Origin of the sequence: Spirillospora sp. NBC_01491, from assembly GCF_036227065.1 — a bacterium.
Lineage (GTDB): Bacteria > Actinomycetota > Actinomycetes > Streptosporangiales > Streptosporangiaceae > Spirillospora > Spirillospora xylanilytica.
Map to the genome: position 1 here is coordinate 7,234,513 of NZ_CP109432.1, position 16,551 is coordinate 7,251,063.

Annotated in this window: 15 protein-coding genes; 10 read left to right on the plus strand and 5 right to left on the minus strand. The window is 73.7% G+C overall.

The window, feature by feature from the left end; translation table 11 throughout:
- The first annotated feature begins 144 nt into the window (after nt 1-144).
- The 3 genes from OHA34_RS33635 to OHA34_RS33645 all read left to right on the plus strand — a co-directional run bounded on the left by OHA34_RS33635 (nt 145) and on the right by OHA34_RS33645 (nt 3,964).
- Nucleotides 145-1,500 carry an NtaA/DmoA family FMN-dependent monooxygenase gene (locus OHA34_RS33635; RefSeq protein ID WP_329519936.1) on the plus strand — a complete coding sequence of 452 codons (1,356 nt, stop codon included), beginning with the start codon at nt 145-147 and terminating at the stop codon, nt 1,498-1,500.
- Between the two features lie 87 nt (nt 1,501-1,587).
- A complete protein-coding gene (locus tag OHA34_RS33640) occupies nt 1,588-2,796 on the plus strand; it encodes a cytochrome P450 (RefSeq protein ID WP_329519937.1) in 1,209 nt (402 codons plus the stop codon).
- 34 nt (nt 2,797-2,830) lie between these two features.
- Nucleotides 2,831-3,964, plus strand: coding sequence for an alcohol dehydrogenase catalytic domain-containing protein (locus tag OHA34_RS33645; RefSeq protein ID WP_329519938.1), 1,134 nt, complete (start codon nt 2,831-2,833; stop codon nt 3,962-3,964).
- A gap of 21 nt (nt 3,965-3,985) precedes the next feature.
- On the opposite strand, the gene OHA34_RS33650 is transcribed toward OHA34_RS33645, so the two are convergent.
- A complete protein-coding gene (locus tag OHA34_RS33650) occupies nt 3,986-4,672 on the minus strand; it encodes an endonuclease V (RefSeq protein WP_285937285.1) in 687 nt (228 codons plus the stop codon).
- 81 nt (nt 4,673-4,753) lie between these two features.
- Between OHA34_RS33650 and OHA34_RS33655 the strand changes: the two genes are divergently transcribed.
- Both OHA34_RS33655 and OHA34_RS33660 read left to right on the plus strand, forming a co-directional pair.
- Nucleotides 4,754-5,386, plus strand: a complete 633-nt coding sequence (locus OHA34_RS33655; protein WP_285937284.1) for an isochorismatase family protein — start codon at nt 4,754-4,756, stop codon at nt 5,384-5,386.
- A gap of 16 nt (nt 5,387-5,402) precedes the next feature.
- On the plus strand, nt 5,403-6,137 hold the full coding sequence (locus tag OHA34_RS33660) for an SDR family NAD(P)-dependent oxidoreductase (RefSeq protein ID WP_329519939.1): 735 nt from the start codon (nt 5,403-5,405) through the stop codon (nt 6,135-6,137).
- 47 nt (nt 6,138-6,184) lie between these two features.
- Here OHA34_RS33660 and OHA34_RS33665 read toward each other — a convergent pair whose 3' ends face one another.
- Nucleotides 6,185-7,357, minus strand: a complete 1,173-nt coding sequence (locus OHA34_RS33665) for a serine hydrolase domain-containing protein (RefSeq protein ID WP_329519940.1) — start codon at nt 7,355-7,357, stop codon at nt 6,185-6,187.
- 34 nt (nt 7,358-7,391) lie between these two features.
- On the opposite strand from OHA34_RS33665, the gene OHA34_RS33670 reads away from it, so the two are divergent.
- Together OHA34_RS33670 and OHA34_RS33675 are read left to right on the plus strand one after the other, a co-directional pair.
- Nucleotides 7,392-8,303, plus strand: a complete 912-nt coding sequence (locus tag OHA34_RS33670) for a cyclase family protein (RefSeq protein WP_329522473.1) — start codon at nt 7,392-7,394, stop codon at nt 8,301-8,303.
- A 111-nt stretch (nt 8,304-8,414) separates the two neighbouring features.
- Nucleotides 8,415-9,515, plus strand: a complete 1,101-nt coding sequence (locus OHA34_RS33675; protein WP_329519941.1) for a serine hydrolase domain-containing protein — start codon at nt 8,415-8,417, stop codon at nt 9,513-9,515.
- 78 nt (nt 9,516-9,593) lie between these two features.
- On the opposite strand, the gene OHA34_RS33680 is transcribed toward OHA34_RS33675, so the two are convergent.
- The 3 genes from OHA34_RS33680 to OHA34_RS33690 form a co-directional block, all read right to left on the minus strand.
- A complete protein-coding gene (locus OHA34_RS33680) occupies nt 9,594-11,099 on the minus strand; it encodes an AMP-binding protein (protein WP_329519942.1) in 1,506 nt (501 codons plus the stop codon).
- Between the two features lie 48 nt (nt 11,100-11,147).
- Nucleotides 11,148-12,206 (minus strand): LLM class flavin-dependent oxidoreductase, encoded by a 1,059-nt coding sequence (locus OHA34_RS33685; RefSeq protein ID WP_285938582.1) that lies wholly within the window; start codon nt 12,204-12,206, stop codon nt 11,148-11,150.
- 267 nt (nt 12,207-12,473) lie between these two features.
- Nucleotides 12,474-14,111 carry a bifunctional lysylphosphatidylglycerol flippase/synthetase MprF gene (locus OHA34_RS33690; RefSeq protein WP_285937278.1) on the minus strand — a complete coding sequence of 546 codons (1,638 nt, stop codon included), beginning with the start codon at nt 14,109-14,111 and terminating at the stop codon, nt 12,474-12,476.
- Between the two features lie 204 nt (nt 14,112-14,315).
- Here OHA34_RS33690 and OHA34_RS33695 point away from each other — a divergent pair, with 204 nt between their 5' ends.
- From OHA34_RS33695 to OHA34_RS33705, 3 genes are all read left to right on the plus strand, one after another.
- Nucleotides 14,316-14,771: a flavodoxin family protein gene (locus tag OHA34_RS33695; protein WP_285937277.1), complete on the plus strand. Its 456-nt coding sequence runs from the start codon at nt 14,316-14,318 to the stop codon at nt 14,769-14,771.
- Between the two features lie 59 nt (nt 14,772-14,830).
- Nucleotides 14,831-15,130, plus strand: a complete 300-nt coding sequence (locus tag OHA34_RS33700) for a Dabb family protein (protein ID WP_285937276.1) — start codon at nt 14,831-14,833, stop codon at nt 15,128-15,130.
- 329 nt (nt 15,131-15,459) lie between these two features.
- The gene (locus OHA34_RS33705; RefSeq protein ID WP_285938581.1) at nt 15,460-16,548 is read left to right on the plus strand and encodes a thiolase C-terminal domain-containing protein; all 1,089 of its coding nucleotides are present in this window, start codon (nt 15,460-15,462) and stop codon (nt 16,546-16,548) included.
- The last annotated feature ends 3 nt before the right edge of the window (nt 16,549-16,551 follow it).

Genomic DNA, 16,551 nt, shown 5'->3' on the forward strand with positions numbered 1-16,551 from the left:
GTCGATACATTCTTCTCTCAATGGCATTCTGTGCCACCTGATACTGAAACGGTTTGCAGCTTCCTGTCATTTTTAAATCGAGTCGTCCGGCGCGGCCTAGCGTGTGTGCTCGCCAGCGTCCGTGACTCGATGGGAGCGCCCGCGATGCCGCGTCCACTACAGTTCCACGCCTTCACCATGAACTGTGTGTCGTTCATCAACCACGGTCTGTGGCGGCATCCCGAGGGGAGACATGTCGACTACACCGACCTCGGCGGTTGGGTCGACCTCGCCAGGCTGGTGGAGCGCGCCGGCTTCGACACCCTGTTCTTCGCCGACACCGTCGGCGTCTACGAGGGCTACCAGGGCGGCCGGGAGACCACCGTCCGCGAGGCGGTGCAGATCCCCAACGGCGACCCGTCGGTGCTGATCCCCGCCCTGGCGCACGCCACCGAGGACCTCGGGTTCGCCTTCACCAGCTCGGTGCAGCAGGCCCACCCGTTCGAGTTCGCCCGCCGGGTGTCCACGCTGGACCACCTGACCGGCGGCCGGGTCGCCTGGAACATCGTGACCTCGTTCCAGCCGTCCGCCGCCCGCAACTTCAACAGCGACACCGCGATCGCGCTCCAGGACCGCTACGCGTGGGCCGAGGAGTACATGGAGGTCGTCTACAAGCTCTGGGAGGGGAGCTGGGAGGACGGCGCGGTGCTGCGCGACGCCGAGCGCGGCATCTACACCGATCCGGCCCGGGTGCACTCCATCGACCACCGCGGCGAGCGCTACAAGGTCGCCGGGCCGCACCTCGCCGAGCCCTCCCCGCAGCGCACCCCGGTGCTGTTCCAGGCCGGCTCGTCGGAGGCCGGGCGGACCTTCGCCGGACGGCACGCCGAGGGCACCTTCATCATCGTCCCCGACCCGAGCTCGGCCGAGGTCGCGGTGTCGAAGGTGCGCGAGCGCGCCGTCGCCGCGGGCCGCGCGGCGGGCGACGTCACGTTCGTCCAGGGGCTGTCGCTGGTCGTCGGGAGCACCGAGGAGGAGGCGCACCGGCTCAACGCCGAGTTCGAGGAGTACCTGAGCGACGACGCGTTCCTCGCGCACGTCAGCGGCAACGTCGGCAAGGACTTCAGCGTCATCGACCCGGCCACCCCGCTCACCGAGGTGATCAAGAACGACGTCAACATGGAGGGCGTCTTCCGCGCCATGATCGAGGGCGCCCCGCCCGGCGCCCGCACCTGGGGCGACATGGCCAAGCTGCTGGTCAGCACCCGGGTGGTCGGCACCCCGGACCAGATCGCCGACCAACTGGAGCGGTGGGCGGCGGCCGGCGTCGGCGGCTTCAACGTCACCGTGGTGATCACCCCGGGCACCTTCGAGGACTTCGCCGAGCACCTGACCCCGGTGCTGCGGGCGCGTGGCCTCATGCGCGACCGGTACGCGCCGGGGACGCTGCGCGAGAAGCTGTCCGGCGCGGGCGCCCGGCTGCCCGAACGGCACCCCGCGGCCCGCTTCCGCAAGCTCTAGACCGACGGCGGGGCCGCTCCCGCCTCGCCCGCGGCCGGCAGCCGCATCCCAGCCGAAGGGACACCCGTGACCGTCTCCGGTCCCATCATGGACTTCGACATCACCGCCGACTGGTACATCACCGACCCGTACCCGTTCCTGCGCCGGCTGCGCGAGGAGCAGCCGGTCTTCTGGAGCCCGCACCTGCGGGCCTGGGTGATCACGCGGTACGAGGACGTGCGGGACGCCTACCGCGATCCCCGGTCGTTCTCCAGCGTCGGCGCGCTCACGATGAACCGGATGCTCGCCCCCGAGGTCCGCGAGACGCTCGGTGAGCACGAGTCGTTCCTGGACAACTTCTCGGCCAACGTCGACCCGCCCAAGCACACCCGGATGCGGCAGGCGATCTCCAGGGCGTTCACCCCCCGCGCCGTCGCCCGCCTGGGCGAGACCTTCGCCGCCGAGATGGACGCGGTGCTGGACGAGGCGGCGCCGCGGGGCCGGGCCGACCTGACCGACACGATCGCGCACCGCCCGTCCGCGCGGCTGATGGCGCACTTCATCGGGGTCCCCCGCCAGGACGAGGAGGAGGTGCGCGCCGGGGTGCACACCTGGTTCCAGCTCTTCCTGTCCCCGCAGCCGGTCGAGCGCCAGCGCGTGCTCGCCGGACGGTTCCTGGAGTACCTCGGCTACGTCGACGCGCTGGTCAGCGACCGCAGGCGGCGGCCCCGCGACGACTTCGCCAGCCTGATGGCGGGGCTGATCGACGCCGGACCCGAGGGCCTGTCGCACCGCGAGGTGGTCGAGACGATCAGCGCGCTGCTGCTCGGCGGCAACGACACCGTCCCGAACGGGATCACCGCGGTCGTGTACCGGCTGCTGCGGGAGCGGGACCGCTGGGAGGACGTCCGCGCCGATCCCGGCCTGATCCCGAACGCGGTGGAGGAGTCGCTGCGCATCGACGGCGCCGGGCAGGGGTCCTTCCGGACCATGGCCCGCGACGTCGAGCTGCACGGCGTCACCCTCCCGGCGGGAGCCCACGTTCTGCTGCACGCCGCGTCGGCCGCGCACGACCCTGCGGTGTTCGAGGACCCCGAGCGGTTCGACGTCAGGCGGCCCAACGCGCGCGACCACATGGCCTTCGGGCACGGCATCCACCACTGCGTGGGCGCCGCGCTCGGCCGCCTGCAACTCGGGATCGCGCTGGAACGGCTCACCGTCCGGCTCCCCGATCTGCGCCTGGCCGCCGGGCAGGAGTTCTCCTACGGCAAGAGCCTGCTCGTCCGGGCCTTGCAGAGCCTGCACGTCGAATGGTGACGGCCGTGACGGCCGGGAACGGAGGACCGATCCGATGCGGATGAGAGCGGCGGTGCTGCGCGAGTACGGAGCCCCACTGGAGGTCACCGACGTCCACGTCGCCGAGCCCGCGTACGCCGAGGTGCGGGTGCGGGTGGCCGCGTCCGGCATCTGCGGCTCCGACGTGCGGGCGATGGCGGGCGGCAGCGCGACCGTCCGGAGCCTGCCGTGCATCCTCGGGCACGAGGCGGCGGGCGTGGTCGACGCGGTCGGGCCCGGCGTCACCGCGGTCGCGCCCGGCGACCATGTGATCATCGCGATGAACGGCCCGTGCGGCCTCTGCCGCAACTGCGGCAGGGGACGGCCCCAGCTCTGCACCGACCCGTCCAGGCTGGCCGCGATCGACGGGCTGACCGCGGACGGCGGCACCCGCCTGCGCCTCGCGGACGGCGCCGGCGGTCCGGGCCCCGGCGGCGGCGCGGAGGTGCGGCCCTACATCGGCATCGGCGCGTTCGCCGAGTACGCGGTCGTGCGCGAGCGGATGTGCGTCCCGGTCGCCCGCGACCTGCCGCTCGACCTGCTCGCCCTCACCGCGTGCGGGGTGGTGACCGGCGTCGGCGCGGTGTTCAACACCGCCCGCGTCGAGCCCGGCTCCAGCGTGCTGGTCGTCGGCTGCGGCGGAGTCGGGCTCAGCGTGATCCAGGGCGCGGCCGTGGCCGGCGCCACCGAGATCATCGCCGCCGACCTGCTGGAGGCCAAGCTGACCCTGGCCAAGGAGCTGGGCGCCACCCACACCATCGTGGCGGACGATCTGACGCGGCGGGTGGCCGACCTGGTCCCCGGTGGCGTCGACTACGCCTTCGACGCCACCGGCAGCACCGCCGTGCCGGCCCGGGCGCTCGCCGCGACCTGCCCCGGCGGCACCGCCGTCATGGTCGGCATCCCGCCGCTGGACCGGATGATCGGCATCCCGCCGGACCTGCTGTCGGGGCACCGCCGTCTGATGGGCACCCAGGGCGGCGACGCCATGCCCGACCGCGACCTGCCCCGCCTGGTCGACCTGTACCGGGCGGGCCGGCTCGACCTGGAGCGCATGGCGGGGGAGCGGGTGACGCTCGACGGCCTCGACGACGCGGTCGGACGGGTCCGCGCGGGCGCCGCTGCCCGCTCCCTCGTCCTGTTCGCGTGACGACCGCCGGGCCGCCCGGCGTCAGCGGGCCAGGGCGGCTCGGGACAGGCGGTCGGCCTGGCGGGTCGTCTCGGGGAGCCGGTACCGGGGGGTGAGCGTGAGCGCGTGGGCGCAGGCGGTGTCGAGGTCGACGCGGTGCCCGACGGACACGAACACCGGCTTGACCCCGGTGCGGGTGCACAGCACCCGCCCGACGACCTCGCCGCCCTCGTGCAGCGGGCTCGCGTCGCCGCGGCGCCGGCCCGGTGGGTCGTAGGAGCCGATGAAGCCGGTCTTGGCCACCCCGATCGTCGGCAGCCCGGTGAGCACGCCGAGATGGCACGCCAGCCCGAACCGGCGCGGGTGCGCGAGGCCGTAGCCGTCGCAGACCAGCAGGTCGGGCGTGATGGTCAGCCGCCGCAGCGCCTCGACCAGCGCGGGCAGCTCGCGGAACGCGAACAGCCCCGGCACGTACGGGAACGCGGCGGTGCCCGGGACGACCGACTCCTCCAGCACCTCCAGCGACCCGGCGTCGAGGACGACCACGGCCGCCGCGAGCCGGACGCCGGTGCCGCCGCCGTCGCCCGCGTACGAGACGTCCAGCCCGGCGATCGTGCCCGGCGCCCGCGGCCCGGGGCCGCGCAGATCGAGCATCGGCCGCAGCCGGTCCTGGATCGCCTCCGCCTCGGCCGGCGTCGCCGGCCACGGATGCAGGTCCGCCACCTCCATGGGCCCACCTCCTGACCGGCCACGGTATCGCCCCCGGTACGGCCCGGCGAACCTTCCCAAGCAAGTGCTAGATTGATTCCCGTGGCGATCGATCTTGCCGAACTGGCCGCCCCCGGGCACACCGCGCTGCTGGTGATGGAGATGCAGCGCGGCGTGGCCGGCGACCTGGCCAAGTTCCCCGAGCTGGTGCAGACCTGCGACGACCGCGGCGTGGTGGCCAACACCGCCCGCGCCCTGGCCGCCGCCCGAGCCGCGGGGGTGCCGGTGGTGCAGTGCACCGCCGCGTTCCGCGCCGACCGCGCGGGCAGCCATACCGGCAACTGCCCGTTCATCAAGGGGCTGCTCAAGGACCCCGGGCACATGCTGGAGGGCACCGGCGCCGTCGAGGTGCTGCCCGAGCTGCGCGGCCCCGGCGACCTGGAGTCCCGCCGCTACCACGGGTTCTCCCCGTTCACCGGGACGTCCCTGGACCAGACCCTGCGGTCGCTCGGCGTGCGGACCGTCGTCGCCGCCGGCCTGTCCCTCAACCTCGGCATCCCCGGGCTGTGCCTGGAGGCCGTCAACCTCGGCTACCGCGCCGTCGTCCTGACCGACGCCGTCGCCGGGACGCCCGCCGAGTACGGTGACGCCGTCATGGCCAACACCATCAGCCTGCTCGCCGCGCGCACCACCAGCGGGAAGCTGGCCACCGCCTGGCGCGGCGGGGAAAGCTGAGGAAGGGGCGTCACGCATGGACGGAATGGACCTCTCGGGCCGCACCGCGGTGGTCACCGGAGGCGCCGGCGGCATCGGCCGGGCGATCTGCGCCGACCTCGCCGGGCTCGGCGCCCGCGTGGTGATCGCCGACCGCGACCTGCCCGCCGCGCGGGACGCGGCGAAGGAGACCGGCGGCACCGCGCACCGCGTGGACCTCGCCGACCACGCCGACATCGACCGGTTCTGCGCCGCGGTCGGCCCGGTGGACGTGCTCGTGCACAACGCCGGGATCAGCATCGTCGAGCCGTTCACCGAGAGCGACCCGGCGAACTGGGACCTGATGTGGCAGGTCAACCTGCGCGCCCCGATGCAGCTCACCCGGGCGCTGCTGCCCGGCATGACCGGGCGCGGCTGGGGCCGGCTGGTCTTCGTCTCGTCCGACGGGGCCCGCGCGGGCTCCGGCGGCGAGGGCGCCTACGCCGCCACCAAGTCCGGCCTGTTCGGGCTGGCCAAGACCCTCGCCCGGGAGGCCGCGCGGGGCGGCGTCACCAGCAACGTCGTCTGCCCCGGGCCGACCGACACCCCCATGGTGCGGACGGTCGCGGACGCGCACCCCGGGCTGCTCGACAAGCTCGCCAAGCAGATCCCGCTGCGCCGCATCGGCCGCCCCGACGACATCGCCGGCCTCGTGGCCTTCCTCTGCACCGACCGGGCCGGCTACGTCACCGGCCAGACGGTCTCGGTCAGCGGTGGGATCACGATGCAGTGACGGCCCGGCGCGAGGTCCCGGGGGCGGGCCCCCGGGACGGCGGCGGCTCAGCCGAGGGAGGCGTAGACGGCCTCGGTGAGGCGGTAGGCGCGCAGGTCGCCGGAGAGCTGGTCGCCCATCATGTTGGGCAGGTAGGCCAGCGCCACCCCGGCCTCGGTGTCGCCGAGGCCGATCGAGCCGCCCGCGCCGGTGTGCCCGAACGCGGTGCCGCGGCCCGCCGGGGGCGTGAAGAACGTCGTCGAGGGGCGCATGTAGCCGAGCCCGAACGAGCTGTCGACCAGCATCGTCCGGTCGGGCCCCGCGACCCGCGGCTCGATCGCGCCGCGCAGCGTGTCCGGCCGCAGGATCCGTCCCGCGACCAGGTCCCGGTAGAACGCGCCGAAGGACGCCGCCGTCGCGAGCATCCCCGCCGCGGGCCATCCGGCGCGCAGCACCACCGGGTTGTTGTAGCCGCCCTTGCCCGGGTGCGGGTTGTTGATCGACCGGTTGAACGGGCTGTCCCGGTCGACATAGGCGCCCGCGAGCCGTTCCAGGACGTTGTCGTCCGGCACGGCCTTGGGGGAGTCGGCGCCGCCGGACGGGACGCGGCGGCCCGCCGAGAGCTTCGCGGCCCGGTCGATGACGTCGTCCGGGGCACCGACCCACAGGTCCAGGCCCTTCGCGAACTCCTCGCGGACGAACGCGCCGACCGTCCGGCCCGCGTGCCGCCGGACGATCTCGCCGGCCAGCCACCCGAAGGTGAGCGCGTGGTAGCCGTGCGCCTCGCCGGGCGTCCACTCGGGCGCCTGCGCGGCCAGTTCCGCCGCCCGCGCCGGGGCGTCGGCCGCGTCCTGGGCGGGCACCGGCCGGGCGAACGCGGGCAGCCCGGCCTGGTGCGACAGCAGGTGCGCGGCGGTCGTGCCGTCCTTGCCCTCGGCGCCGTACTCCGGCCACCAGGCGGTCACCGGCCCGTCCACCTCGAAGGCGCCGCGTTCGGCGAGCAGCAGCGCGGCGGTCGCGGTCACGGCCTTGGTGCAGGAGAACCCGAAGCACGGCGTGTCCGCGAGCCACTCCCGCCCGGACCGGCGGTCGGCCACGCCGCCCCACAGGTCGACGACCTTGCGGTCACCGGCGTAGACGGACACCGCCGCGCCCAGCTCGAGGCCGTCGGCGAAGTTCTGCTCGAAGACGTCCCGGACGGCGGAGAAGGCCGGATCGCAATGGCCCTGCACTGTGCTCATGCGCGGTCCTTTCAGAGGAGGTACGTACCGAATGATGCTCGATGAGAACGGGAACTGGGGACGCTGGGGTGCCGCCGACGAGCGCGGCGCCCTCAACCTGCTCACCCCCGAGACGGTGGTGGCGGCGGCGGGCTGCGTCCGCGAGGGCCGGCCGCTGAGCCTGGCGCTGCCGATCCGCGGCGCCACCTCCTCGCCCGCGCCGACGACCGTCCCGCACCTGAAGGGCCGGCCGCTGCCGCAGCACTTCATGTCGGTGGACGGCGGCGACTACGCGGCCGGGACGCGGGCGATCGGCGCGGGCCTGAAGATGGCCGACGACGCCCTGATCGTCACGCCGCACGGCACCACGACCCACATGGACGCGCTCTGCCACATGTGGTCGGGCGACGAGCTGTACAACGGCCATCCCGCCGCCCGTGTCCGCTCCTACGGGGCGGGCCGCTGCGGCATCGACAAGGCGGGCCCCGTCGTCGCCCGCGGCGTGCTGTTCGACGTGCCGCGCCTGCGCGGCGTGGAGCACCTGTCGGCCACCGACCGCGTCGGGGTCGCCGACCTGGAGGCGGCGGACCTGGACGTCCGCCCCGGCGACGTCGCGATCGTCCGCACCGGCTGGCCGCTGACCTGGCAGGACGGCCCGGACGCCTACTGGGCCGGCCAGCCGGGCCTGGACGCGGACGCCGGCCGCTGGCTGGCCGGGCGCGACGTGTCGGTGGTGGCCGGCGACAACGCCGCGATCGGCGGCCTGAACGAGCACCAGCTCGCCGACGAGGACCTCGCCGACGACCTGCACATGATCTTCCTGTGGCGGCACGGGATCCACCTGATCGAGATGCTCTGGCTGGAGGAGCTCGCCGAGACCGGCCGCACCGACTTCCTGTTCATCGCCGCCCCCCTCAAGATCGAAGGCGGCACCGCCAGTCCGGTCAACCCCCTCGCCGTCCTCTGACCGCCCGCCCCTGACCCGCAGGAGGGAGGGGATGAGCGCTACCCGAGGCCGACGCCCGTCCGGCCCGGCCCCTTCTACCGTGACGGTCTCCGGCATGGAAAGGGGAAACGCATGTTCCGCAGAACGATCGTCGCGACCGGCCTCGCGGGTGTCACCGTGATGGCGACGGCGGCGCCCGGCGCGGCGGCCGAACGCCCGAGCCTCCGGCAGTTGGTGGACCGCCTCACCGCCGCCGACGGCGCGCCCGGCGCCCTGGCGGCGGCCGAGGGCGCGCGCCGCCGCACCGTCGTCACCAGCGGCCTCGGCGACGTCGGGGCGGGCACGCCCGTCCCGGCGGACGGCCACTGGCGGATCGGCAGCATCACCAAGCCGTTCGTCGCCACCGTGGTCCTCCAGCTCGCGGGCGAGGACGCGGTGGCGCTCGACGCCCCGGTCGAGCGCTACCTGCCCGGCGTCCGCGGCGTCGCCGGCGTCACCGTCCGGCAGCTCCTCCAGCACACCAGCGGCCTGCCCGACTACCTGGCCTACCTGACGCCGCAGCGGGTCATCGAGCACCCTCTCGACTACTACGAGCGGGAGGACCTGCTCGCCATCGCGACGGCGCACCCGAGGCTGTTCCCGCCCGGGAAGGGCTGGTCGTACTCCAACACCAACTACCTCCTGGCGTCGATGCTCATCGAGAAGACCACCGGCCGCCCGTACGGCGAGGAGATCGAGCGGCGCGTCCTGCGTCCGCTGAACCTGAGCGGCACCTCCGTGCCCGGCGACGCCCCGGACCTGCCCGAGCCGCACGCCCGGGGTTACGTGCGCCCCGGGCCCGGCGCGCCCCTCGACCTCACCCGCCTCAACCCCTCGGTGGCGGCCGGGGGCGGGAACATGGTGTCCACCGCCGACGACCTGAACCGCTTCCTGGCCGCCTTGGTCCGCGGCAGGCTGCTGAAGCGCCCGCAGATGCGCGCGATGATGACGACGGTCCCGACCGGACGCGCCTCGGGCGACGAGTACGGCCTCGGCCTCCAGCGGACCCCCCTGCCGTGCGGCGGTCACTACTGGGGCCACGACGGCGACATGATCGGCTTCACCACCGTTGCCGGCGCCACCACCGACGGCCGCCGCGCCACCGTCATGGCGAACCTGAACCCCGGCGGCACCGAAGCCCAGGACGACGACCTGAACGCCGCCCTCACCACCGCCCTCTGCGAGGCCCACTGACCCGAACCGCACGCCGCCACCGGCGCAAGCCCGCCCAGCCAGATGGCCGAGCCCCCGACCGGACGGGCCCGTCGTGCGTCAGGTGCCGGGGTAGGCGCCGCCGCCGTGGGCGGCGTCCAGGGCGTCGTAGTCGGGGGTGTAGCCCTTCTTCGGAATCGCGTCCGTGAACGCGACCTCGCGGGGCTTCTTGTACGAGGCGATCTCGGCGCGGACGTGCTCGATGATCTCGTCGGCGGTGGCCGCCGCGCCGTCCTTCAGGACCACGACCGCCTTGGGGGACTGGCCGAAGCGGTCGTCGGGGACGCCGATGACGGCGGCGTCGGCGACGGCCGGGTGGGTCCTGAGGGCGCGCTCGACCTCGGCGGGGTAGATGTTCTCGTTCGCCGACTTGATCATGCGCAGCCGGGGGCCGATGAAGGTGAGGGTGCCGTCCGGCTCGCGGCGGCCGAGGTCGCCGGTGTGGTGCCAGCCGCCGGCGGCCTTCGCCGCGTTCAGCTCGGGCCGGTTCCAGTAGCCGGAGAACAGGCTGAGGCCGCGGGCGCAGATCTCGCCCACCTCGCCCGCCGGGACCTCCTCGCCGGCCGGGCCGAGCAGCCGCACGTGCACGAGGGGGGACGGCCGGCCCGCGCCGCCCGCGCCGCCCATGCCGAGACCGAGGAAGGTGAGCATGCCGCCCACCTCGGTCTGCCCGTACCCGCCCATCCCGGACGCGCACCACGGGCTGTCGTCCACCGTGATCATCGCGTCCCAGGCGGGGGAGTGCGACACGAACCGCAGCGAGGACAGGTCGTGCGCGCCGCCGGCGTTGGCCTCGACCAGGCCGTCGATCATCGGGCCGAACAGGAACGCCTGCGTGCACTTCTCGGCGTCGATCAGCCGGCACACCTCGCCCGGCTCGTACGCCGGGGTGAACACCAGCTTGCCGCCGAGCTGGAAGGTCGCCAGCGTGAACATCATCGTGCCCACGTGGAACAGCGGCCCGCACGCCAGGAACGCGAACCCGTCCTCCATCTGCCGGACGTGCAGCAGCGCCATGCTGTGCGCGACCAGCGCGGAATGACTCAGCAGCGCCGCGTTCGGACGGCCGTCGAACGCGGCGGTGTACATCGCCAGGACGGGCGCGTCCGCGTCGGCCGCGGTCTCGGCGGCGGGCGTGCCCGCGGCGGCGTACGCCTCGTACTCCTCGCCCGACCCGATCCAGCGGGCGTCCAGGGTGACCTGGCCGCGCGCTTTCTCCACGGCCTCCGACGCCTCCCAGACGACGACGCGGGGGGTCAGATCGTCCAGGATGTGGGCCAGCTCGTCGGCGGTCTGCCGCCAGTTGGCCGGGCAGAACACCGCGCCGAGCCGTCCGCAGGCGAGCAGCAGTTCCAGCACGCGGAACGAGTTCTGGCCGAGCCACAGCACCCGGTCGCCGGTCCCGACGCCGTCGGCGGCGAGCGCGCCCGCGAGGCGGTCGACCCGGTCGCCGAGCTCGGGGTAGGTCAGCCGGACGGGACCGTCCACGACGGCGGTGCCGAGCGGCCGGCCGCGCCGGTGCTCGCTGAGGACGTCCCCGAGAGTGAGACCGTGGATCGACGGCATCGCGCCTCCTTGCGCAGGGGGGTGTGAGGTGGCCCCGGACGGACCGGGTCAGCGGAAGGCGGGCATGACCTCCGCCGCGAAGAACCGCAGGACCTTCTTCATCTCGTCCAGCGGGATCGGCCGGGTGGAGCCGAAGTCGCACATCAGGTTGCCGTAGCCCATCTCCTGGATGGTCTTGATCTGGGAGACGACCCGCTCGGGGTCGCCGATGACCTCGAGCTGGTTCCAGCGGAACTCGTTGTCGACCGAGCCGCCCTTGAGGTAGCGGTCCTGGTAGAACTCGAAGCCCTTGGCGGCCTGGCCGGTGGCGGGGTCGATCGGCGCGCTCTGCACGTTGAAGATCCGGGACCGGTCGAAGCCGGCCTCGAACCGGGCCTGGTCCTCGCGGGCCTGCTCGATCGTCGGCGCGACGTAGACCGAGCGGCTGGCGATCAGCTCCACGTCGGCGCTGTCGACGCCGTTGGCGGCGGCGGTGGCGTGCCAGGTCTCCGCGGCCTTGGCGATCTTCTTGAACGGGGCGGCGGGGTCGGCCAGGATCGGCAGCCCGCGCGCCGCGTACAGCTCGACGGTCTCCGGGCTCACCGCGGCGACGTGCAGCGGCGGGTGCGGGCGCTGCACCGGCCGGGGCGTCAGCGAGAGCGGGTGCTTGGTCTCGTAGAACCGGCCCTTGTACTCGAAGTTGTCCTGGGTCCACAGGCCGATGAGCATGTCCAGGCACTCGTTGAACCGGTCGCGGGCCTCGGCCAGGTCGAGCCCGAAGTTCTCGAACTCGATGCTCTGGTAGCCGCGGCCGATGCCGACCTCCAGCCGTCCCCCCGACAGCAGGTCCACCATCGCGGCCTCCTCGGCCACGTGGATCGGGTTGTGCAGGGGGAGGACCACGATGCCGGTGCCGAGGCGCAGCCGTTCGGTGCGGGCCGCGAGGTTGGACAGCAGGTTGAAGGTGTTGGGGACGGCACCGTAGTCCCGGAAGTGGTGCTCGGCGACCCACACCCCATCGAAGCCGAGCTCCTCCAGGAGCTCGACGATCTCGATCTGGTAGTCGTACACCTCCCGCGGGGACTGCCCCGCGAACTGGTGGAAGAGGTGGAACGTCGAGAATTTCATCGGGCGGTCAGCCACGTGTACGGCTCCTTCTTCACCGGGCCCCGGCGGGTGCACGCCGTGCCCTCGCCGTGTCATATCGCCTACCCATCATTACGTACCAAGCGCTCGCTTGGGAAGACTAACAGGTTCCCGGCACCCGGGCACCCGGGCACGCGCGGCGAGCCCCGGACCGGACGGTCCGGGGCTCGGAGGCCCGGCTGAGAAGGAGGGGATGAGCGCGGCGGAAGCGCGGCGGACGGGCGGGCGGGACGCGGGCGGCGCCCGCGGTCAGGGACGCCCGAGGTGGCCGGCGGGCTCGGTGACGGCCTCCTCGGCCGCGACGGGCGCGCGGGTCCGGCCGAACTCCAGCGTGAGCAGCGCCGCGGCCAGCCACGCGATGTCGAACCAGGACCGGAACACCACCGAGCGCGGCCGGTAGGCGGGCCGGAACTTCTTGTCGAACAGGTACAGCGACTCGACCGCGATCAGCGGGTCGAGCAGGTGCAGCGCCCGGTAGCCGGCCCGCTCCAGCGGACGCCGCTCGGCCGAGTCCAGCAGCTCGCGGAACGCGGCGAAATTGAGCGACACCACCCCGGCGGAGGTCGTGCGGGCGTACTCGATCATCTCGACGATCAGCCGCTCGTTCACCCCGTTCGGCCCGCCCGGCGCCCGCCGCATCGCGTCCAGGCTGATGCCCTCGCCGGCCATCGCGTACCGCTGGAAGGCGATCGGCGCGCCGCCCGCGTCATAGGCCACCGCGACCAGCGAGCCGGGGTGGTAGCCGGTCAGCAGCTCATCCAGGTTCATTGAGAAGCCGCGCTCGGCGGCGCCGCCGAGCGAGCGCGCGGCCACCTCCAGGAGCTTCTCGCGCAGGTCCGGCGGCAGTTCCCGCTCGGGGACGATCTCCGAGGTCACGCCCGCGTTCCGGGTCCGCTTGACGGCCTGCCGCACGTTGCGCATCTGCCGTCCGGACAGGTCGAACTCGGCGGGCTCGACGTACACCTCGTCGCCGAAGCCGAACGACCGCAGCCCTCCCCAGGCCGGCAGCAGCCCGGCGCTCGCGCCGAGGACGGCGGGACGCCACCCGGTGCGGCGGCACAGGTCCAGGAACGCGGTGACCGCCCGGTCATGGGAGCGCGGGTCGCCTACCGGGTCGCCGCCCGCGACCGCGACGCCGAACAGCACCCGGTAGCCGATCGCGGCCCCGCCGTCCGGGCTGAACACGTAGCTCTTGTCGCGGCGCAGTGCGAACGGGGCGAGGGTGTCGGACGCGGGGTGCGCGACGAGCCCGGCGACGCGCCGCCGCTCGTCCTCGTCCCCGGGCGGCGGCGCCGGATCGGGCGCCAGCAGTGTGACCAGCAGGACCAGCAGGCCCGCGCCGCCGACCAGCCCGAGCACCGTCGGCAGCCAGCCGGGGCCGTCGAGCGAGCCGAACGAGCCGAGCCCGGCGGCCACGTCGTGCCCGACCGACCGGATCGAGACCCCGCCGAGGACGATCGACCCGAGCACCGCGCCGATCACCAGGATGGCGCCGGTGCGCAGCGCGGTCCGGACCCGCTCGTGGTGCGGGCGGACGGGGAAGGCGGCCCGGCGCAGCCAGACCACGCCGAACGCCGCGATCAGCAGCGGCAGCCGCCACAGCGCGTCGTCGCCGGTGACCACCGCGAGGAGTCCCATCGTGACCAGCACGTTGAGCCCGAGCCAGGCGGCGTGGCGGCGCAGCAGGACCCCCCGCGCGACCAGGGCCAGCGCGAGCGCGAGCACCACGGCGTGCGCGGGAGCGAGCGGACGCCCCGTCACCAGCAGCGACAGCCGGTCCAGCCAGCCGGGCGTGTTCGGCACCGCCGGGACGGCCAGCAGGCCGGCCACGGCCGCGGTGACCCACGCGAACGGCCAGACGGGTCCGGCCGGTTCAGCTGATTCCACGAGGACACCTCCGCTGAGATCACAACCATGATCCGTTGGAACTCATTCCCCGATTCGGACGTTATGTGTGGCCTTCGTTGGACATTGCCTTATCTTCAGACTACGGGCGCGGGGTGGGGCCGAGGTGATCGTCTGTTCACTACCCGCCGGTCGCGGCGGCCATACCCGGCCAAATCTCGTCCGGTCGGCCTAGACTCGAACGTGATGAAGACGCTGCTGATCGTCCATCACACGCCCTCGCCGTCGCTGCGCGCGATGTACGAGGCCGTGCGCGCGGGGGCCGGGACCGACGAGGTCGAGGGCGTGCGGGTCGAGGCGCGGGCCGCCCTGACCGCCTCGCCGGTCGACGTGCTGGCGGCCGACGGCTACCTGCTCGGCTCCCCAGTCAACCTCGGCTACCTCTCCGGGGCGCTCAAGCACTTCTTCGACCAGGTCTACTACCCGTGCCTCGACGAGACCGCGCGCCGTCCGTTCGGGGCCTACCTGCACGGCAACAACGACGCCACCGGCGCCGTGCGCGCGCTCGAGTCGATCACCACCGGGCTGAGATGGCGCGCGGTCCGGCCCCCGCTCGCGATCACCGGCGAGCCGGGCAAGGCCGACCTGGAGTCCTGCTGGGAGCTGGGCGCGACCGTCGCCGCCGAGCTCGGCGACGTCTGACCGCGTCCTGCGCGCGAGCCGCGGCCCCCCGGTGCCGCCGCCGGGGCTAAGTTTGATCTATGAGCGGATTCCGGCACGTGGTGATGTTCGTCTGGTCCGAGGGGACGACCACCGGTCAGCAGGACGAGGTCGCGGCCCGGCTCGGCGCCCTGCCCGGCGTGATCCCGGAGATCCGGGCCTACGCCGCCGGCGCCGACGCGGGCGTCAATCCCGGCAACCACGACTTCGTGGTGGTCGCCGACTTCGCCGATCGCGACGGGTACCTCGCCTACCGCGACCATCCGGCGCACCGGGCGGTCATCGACGAGTGCATCACGCCGATCGTGGCCGAGCGCGCGGCCGTCCAGTACGCCTTGTAGGCGCGGCGTCCCAGGCCGTCGCGCTCCCGGCCCGCCGGACGGTACGAGGGCGGCCCGGCGAGCGGGGAGCGGCGGCGGATGATTACCGAGCAAGCGCTTGTGTGTGACAGATTTTCGCGTTAGTTTCGGCTCCGACGGCAGCGGCCGGGCGGCGGCACCGCCGGACCGGCCCGGCCTCACAGACGCCGCCCGCCGAGGATGGATCGCGCCCCATCCTTGGCGGGCGGCACCATTCCCGGGGACGGGCGGAGAGGGGCCACGTGGGCGGCAGACAGGGCTTCTCCGGACGGCAGGGCTTCTCCGGGAAGGCGGCCGTCGCGGGCGTCGGGATGACCGCCCTGACCCGCGAGTCGGGCCGGACCGAGCTCCAGCTCGCCGCCGAGGCCTCCCGCGCCGCCCTCGCCGACGCGGGGATCGACCGCCCGGACGCGATCCTCAGCTACCACCTCAACGACTCCGCCCCCGTGCTCTACCTGGCTCGGGAGCTGCGGCTCCCCGAGGTCGGCTGGCACAACGAGATCTACGGCGGCGGCACGCAGAGCGCGTCGATCCTCGCCGACGCCGCGATGCTCGTCGACGCGGGCCTGGCCGAGAACGTGCTGGTCTACCGGGCACTCAACGGCCGGTCCGGGAAGCGGATGAACGCCCTCGGACTCAAGCTGGGGGAGGGGACCGAGGAGCAGTTCACCCACCCGTACGGCATGGCCGGGCCCGTCCACCAGTTCGCCCTCGCCGGGCAGCGCTACCTGCACGACGCCGGGCTGGACGAGGTGCACACCCACGCGATCGTCGCGCAGTCGCGCGCGCACGCCGTCCGCAACCCGCGCGCGCTCCGGCGGGAACGCCTCGACATGGCGACCTACCTCGCCAGCCCCATGGTGGCCTCCCCGCTGCGCCGGATGGACTGCTGCCAGGAGACCGACGGGGCCTGCGCCCTGGTCGTCACCAGGGCGGACCGCGTCCCGGACGCGCCCCGGATCCACGCCGTCGTGCGCGGCGGCGGGCCCGGCGCGTCCACCATGGACAAGGCCGCCGACGTCACCCGCCTCTTCTCGTCCTACCTGGCCGGCCCGCTGTACGAGGCCGCCGGGATGAAGCCCGAGCACGTCGACGTGTCGCTGCTGTACGACGCCTACGGGTGGCTGGTGCCCCGGCAGCTCGAAGACTTCGGCCTGGTGCCGCGCGAGGACCTCGGCGCCGTCCTGCGCGCACAGGAGATCACCTGGAACGGGCGCTTCCCCGTCAACCCGCACGGCGGGCTGCTGTCGGAGGGGTACGTGCACGGGCTCAACAACGTCGCCGAAGCCGTCCGGCAACTGCGCGGCGCCGGGACCAACCAGGTGCGCGGGGCGGGCGTGGCGCTGTGCACCGGATTCGGTGGCAGCTACGGCAGCGCCGCCATCCTCACCGCCGCCTGAGCG

What these genes read in the sequence shown, in the direction of transcription:
- OHA34_RS33695 (WP_285937277.1), top strand. Translation starts at nt 14,316, where the DNA reads ATGAAGACGCTGCTGATCGTCCATCACACGCCCTCGCCGTCGCTGCGC.
- OHA34_RS33680 (WP_329519942.1), bottom strand. Translation starts at nt 11,099, where the DNA reads ATGCCGTCGATCCACGGTCTCACTCTCGGGGACGTCCTCAGCGAGCAC.
- OHA34_RS33670 (WP_329522473.1), top strand. Translation starts at nt 7,392, where the DNA reads ATGCTCGATGAGAACGGGAACTGGGGACGCTGGGGTGCCGCCGACGAG.
- OHA34_RS33635 (WP_329519936.1), top strand. Translation starts at nt 145, where the DNA reads ATGCCGCGTCCACTACAGTTCCACGCCTTCACCATGAACTGTGTGTCG.
- OHA34_RS33665 (WP_329519940.1), bottom strand. Translation starts at nt 7,357, where the DNA reads ATGAGCACAGTGCAGGGCCATTGCGATCCGGCCTTCTCCGCCGTCCGG.
- OHA34_RS33640 (WP_329519937.1), top strand. Translation starts at nt 1,588, where the DNA reads ATGGACTTCGACATCACCGCCGACTGGTACATCACCGACCCGTACCCG.
- OHA34_RS33660 (WP_329519939.1), top strand. Translation starts at nt 5,403, where the DNA reads ATGGACGGAATGGACCTCTCGGGCCGCACCGCGGTGGTCACCGGAGGC.
- OHA34_RS33700 (WP_285937276.1), top strand. Translation starts at nt 14,831, where the DNA reads ATGAGCGGATTCCGGCACGTGGTGATGTTCGTCTGGTCCGAGGGGACG.
- OHA34_RS33650 (WP_285937285.1), bottom strand. Translation starts at nt 4,672, where the DNA reads ATGGAGGTGGCGGACCTGCATCCGTGGCCGGCGACGCCGGCCGAGGCG.
- OHA34_RS33705 (WP_285938581.1), top strand. Translation starts at nt 15,460, where the DNA reads ATGACCGCCCTGACCCGCGAGTCGGGCCGGACCGAGCTCCAGCTCGCC.
- OHA34_RS33685 (WP_285938582.1), bottom strand. Translation starts at nt 12,206, where the DNA reads ATGAAATTCTCGACGTTCCACCTCTTCCACCAGTTCGCGGGGCAGTCC.
- OHA34_RS33645 (WP_329519938.1), top strand. Translation starts at nt 2,831, where the DNA reads ATGCGGATGAGAGCGGCGGTGCTGCGCGAGTACGGAGCCCCACTGGAG.
- OHA34_RS33675 (WP_329519941.1), top strand. Translation starts at nt 8,415, where the DNA reads ATGTTCCGCAGAACGATCGTCGCGACCGGCCTCGCGGGTGTCACCGTG.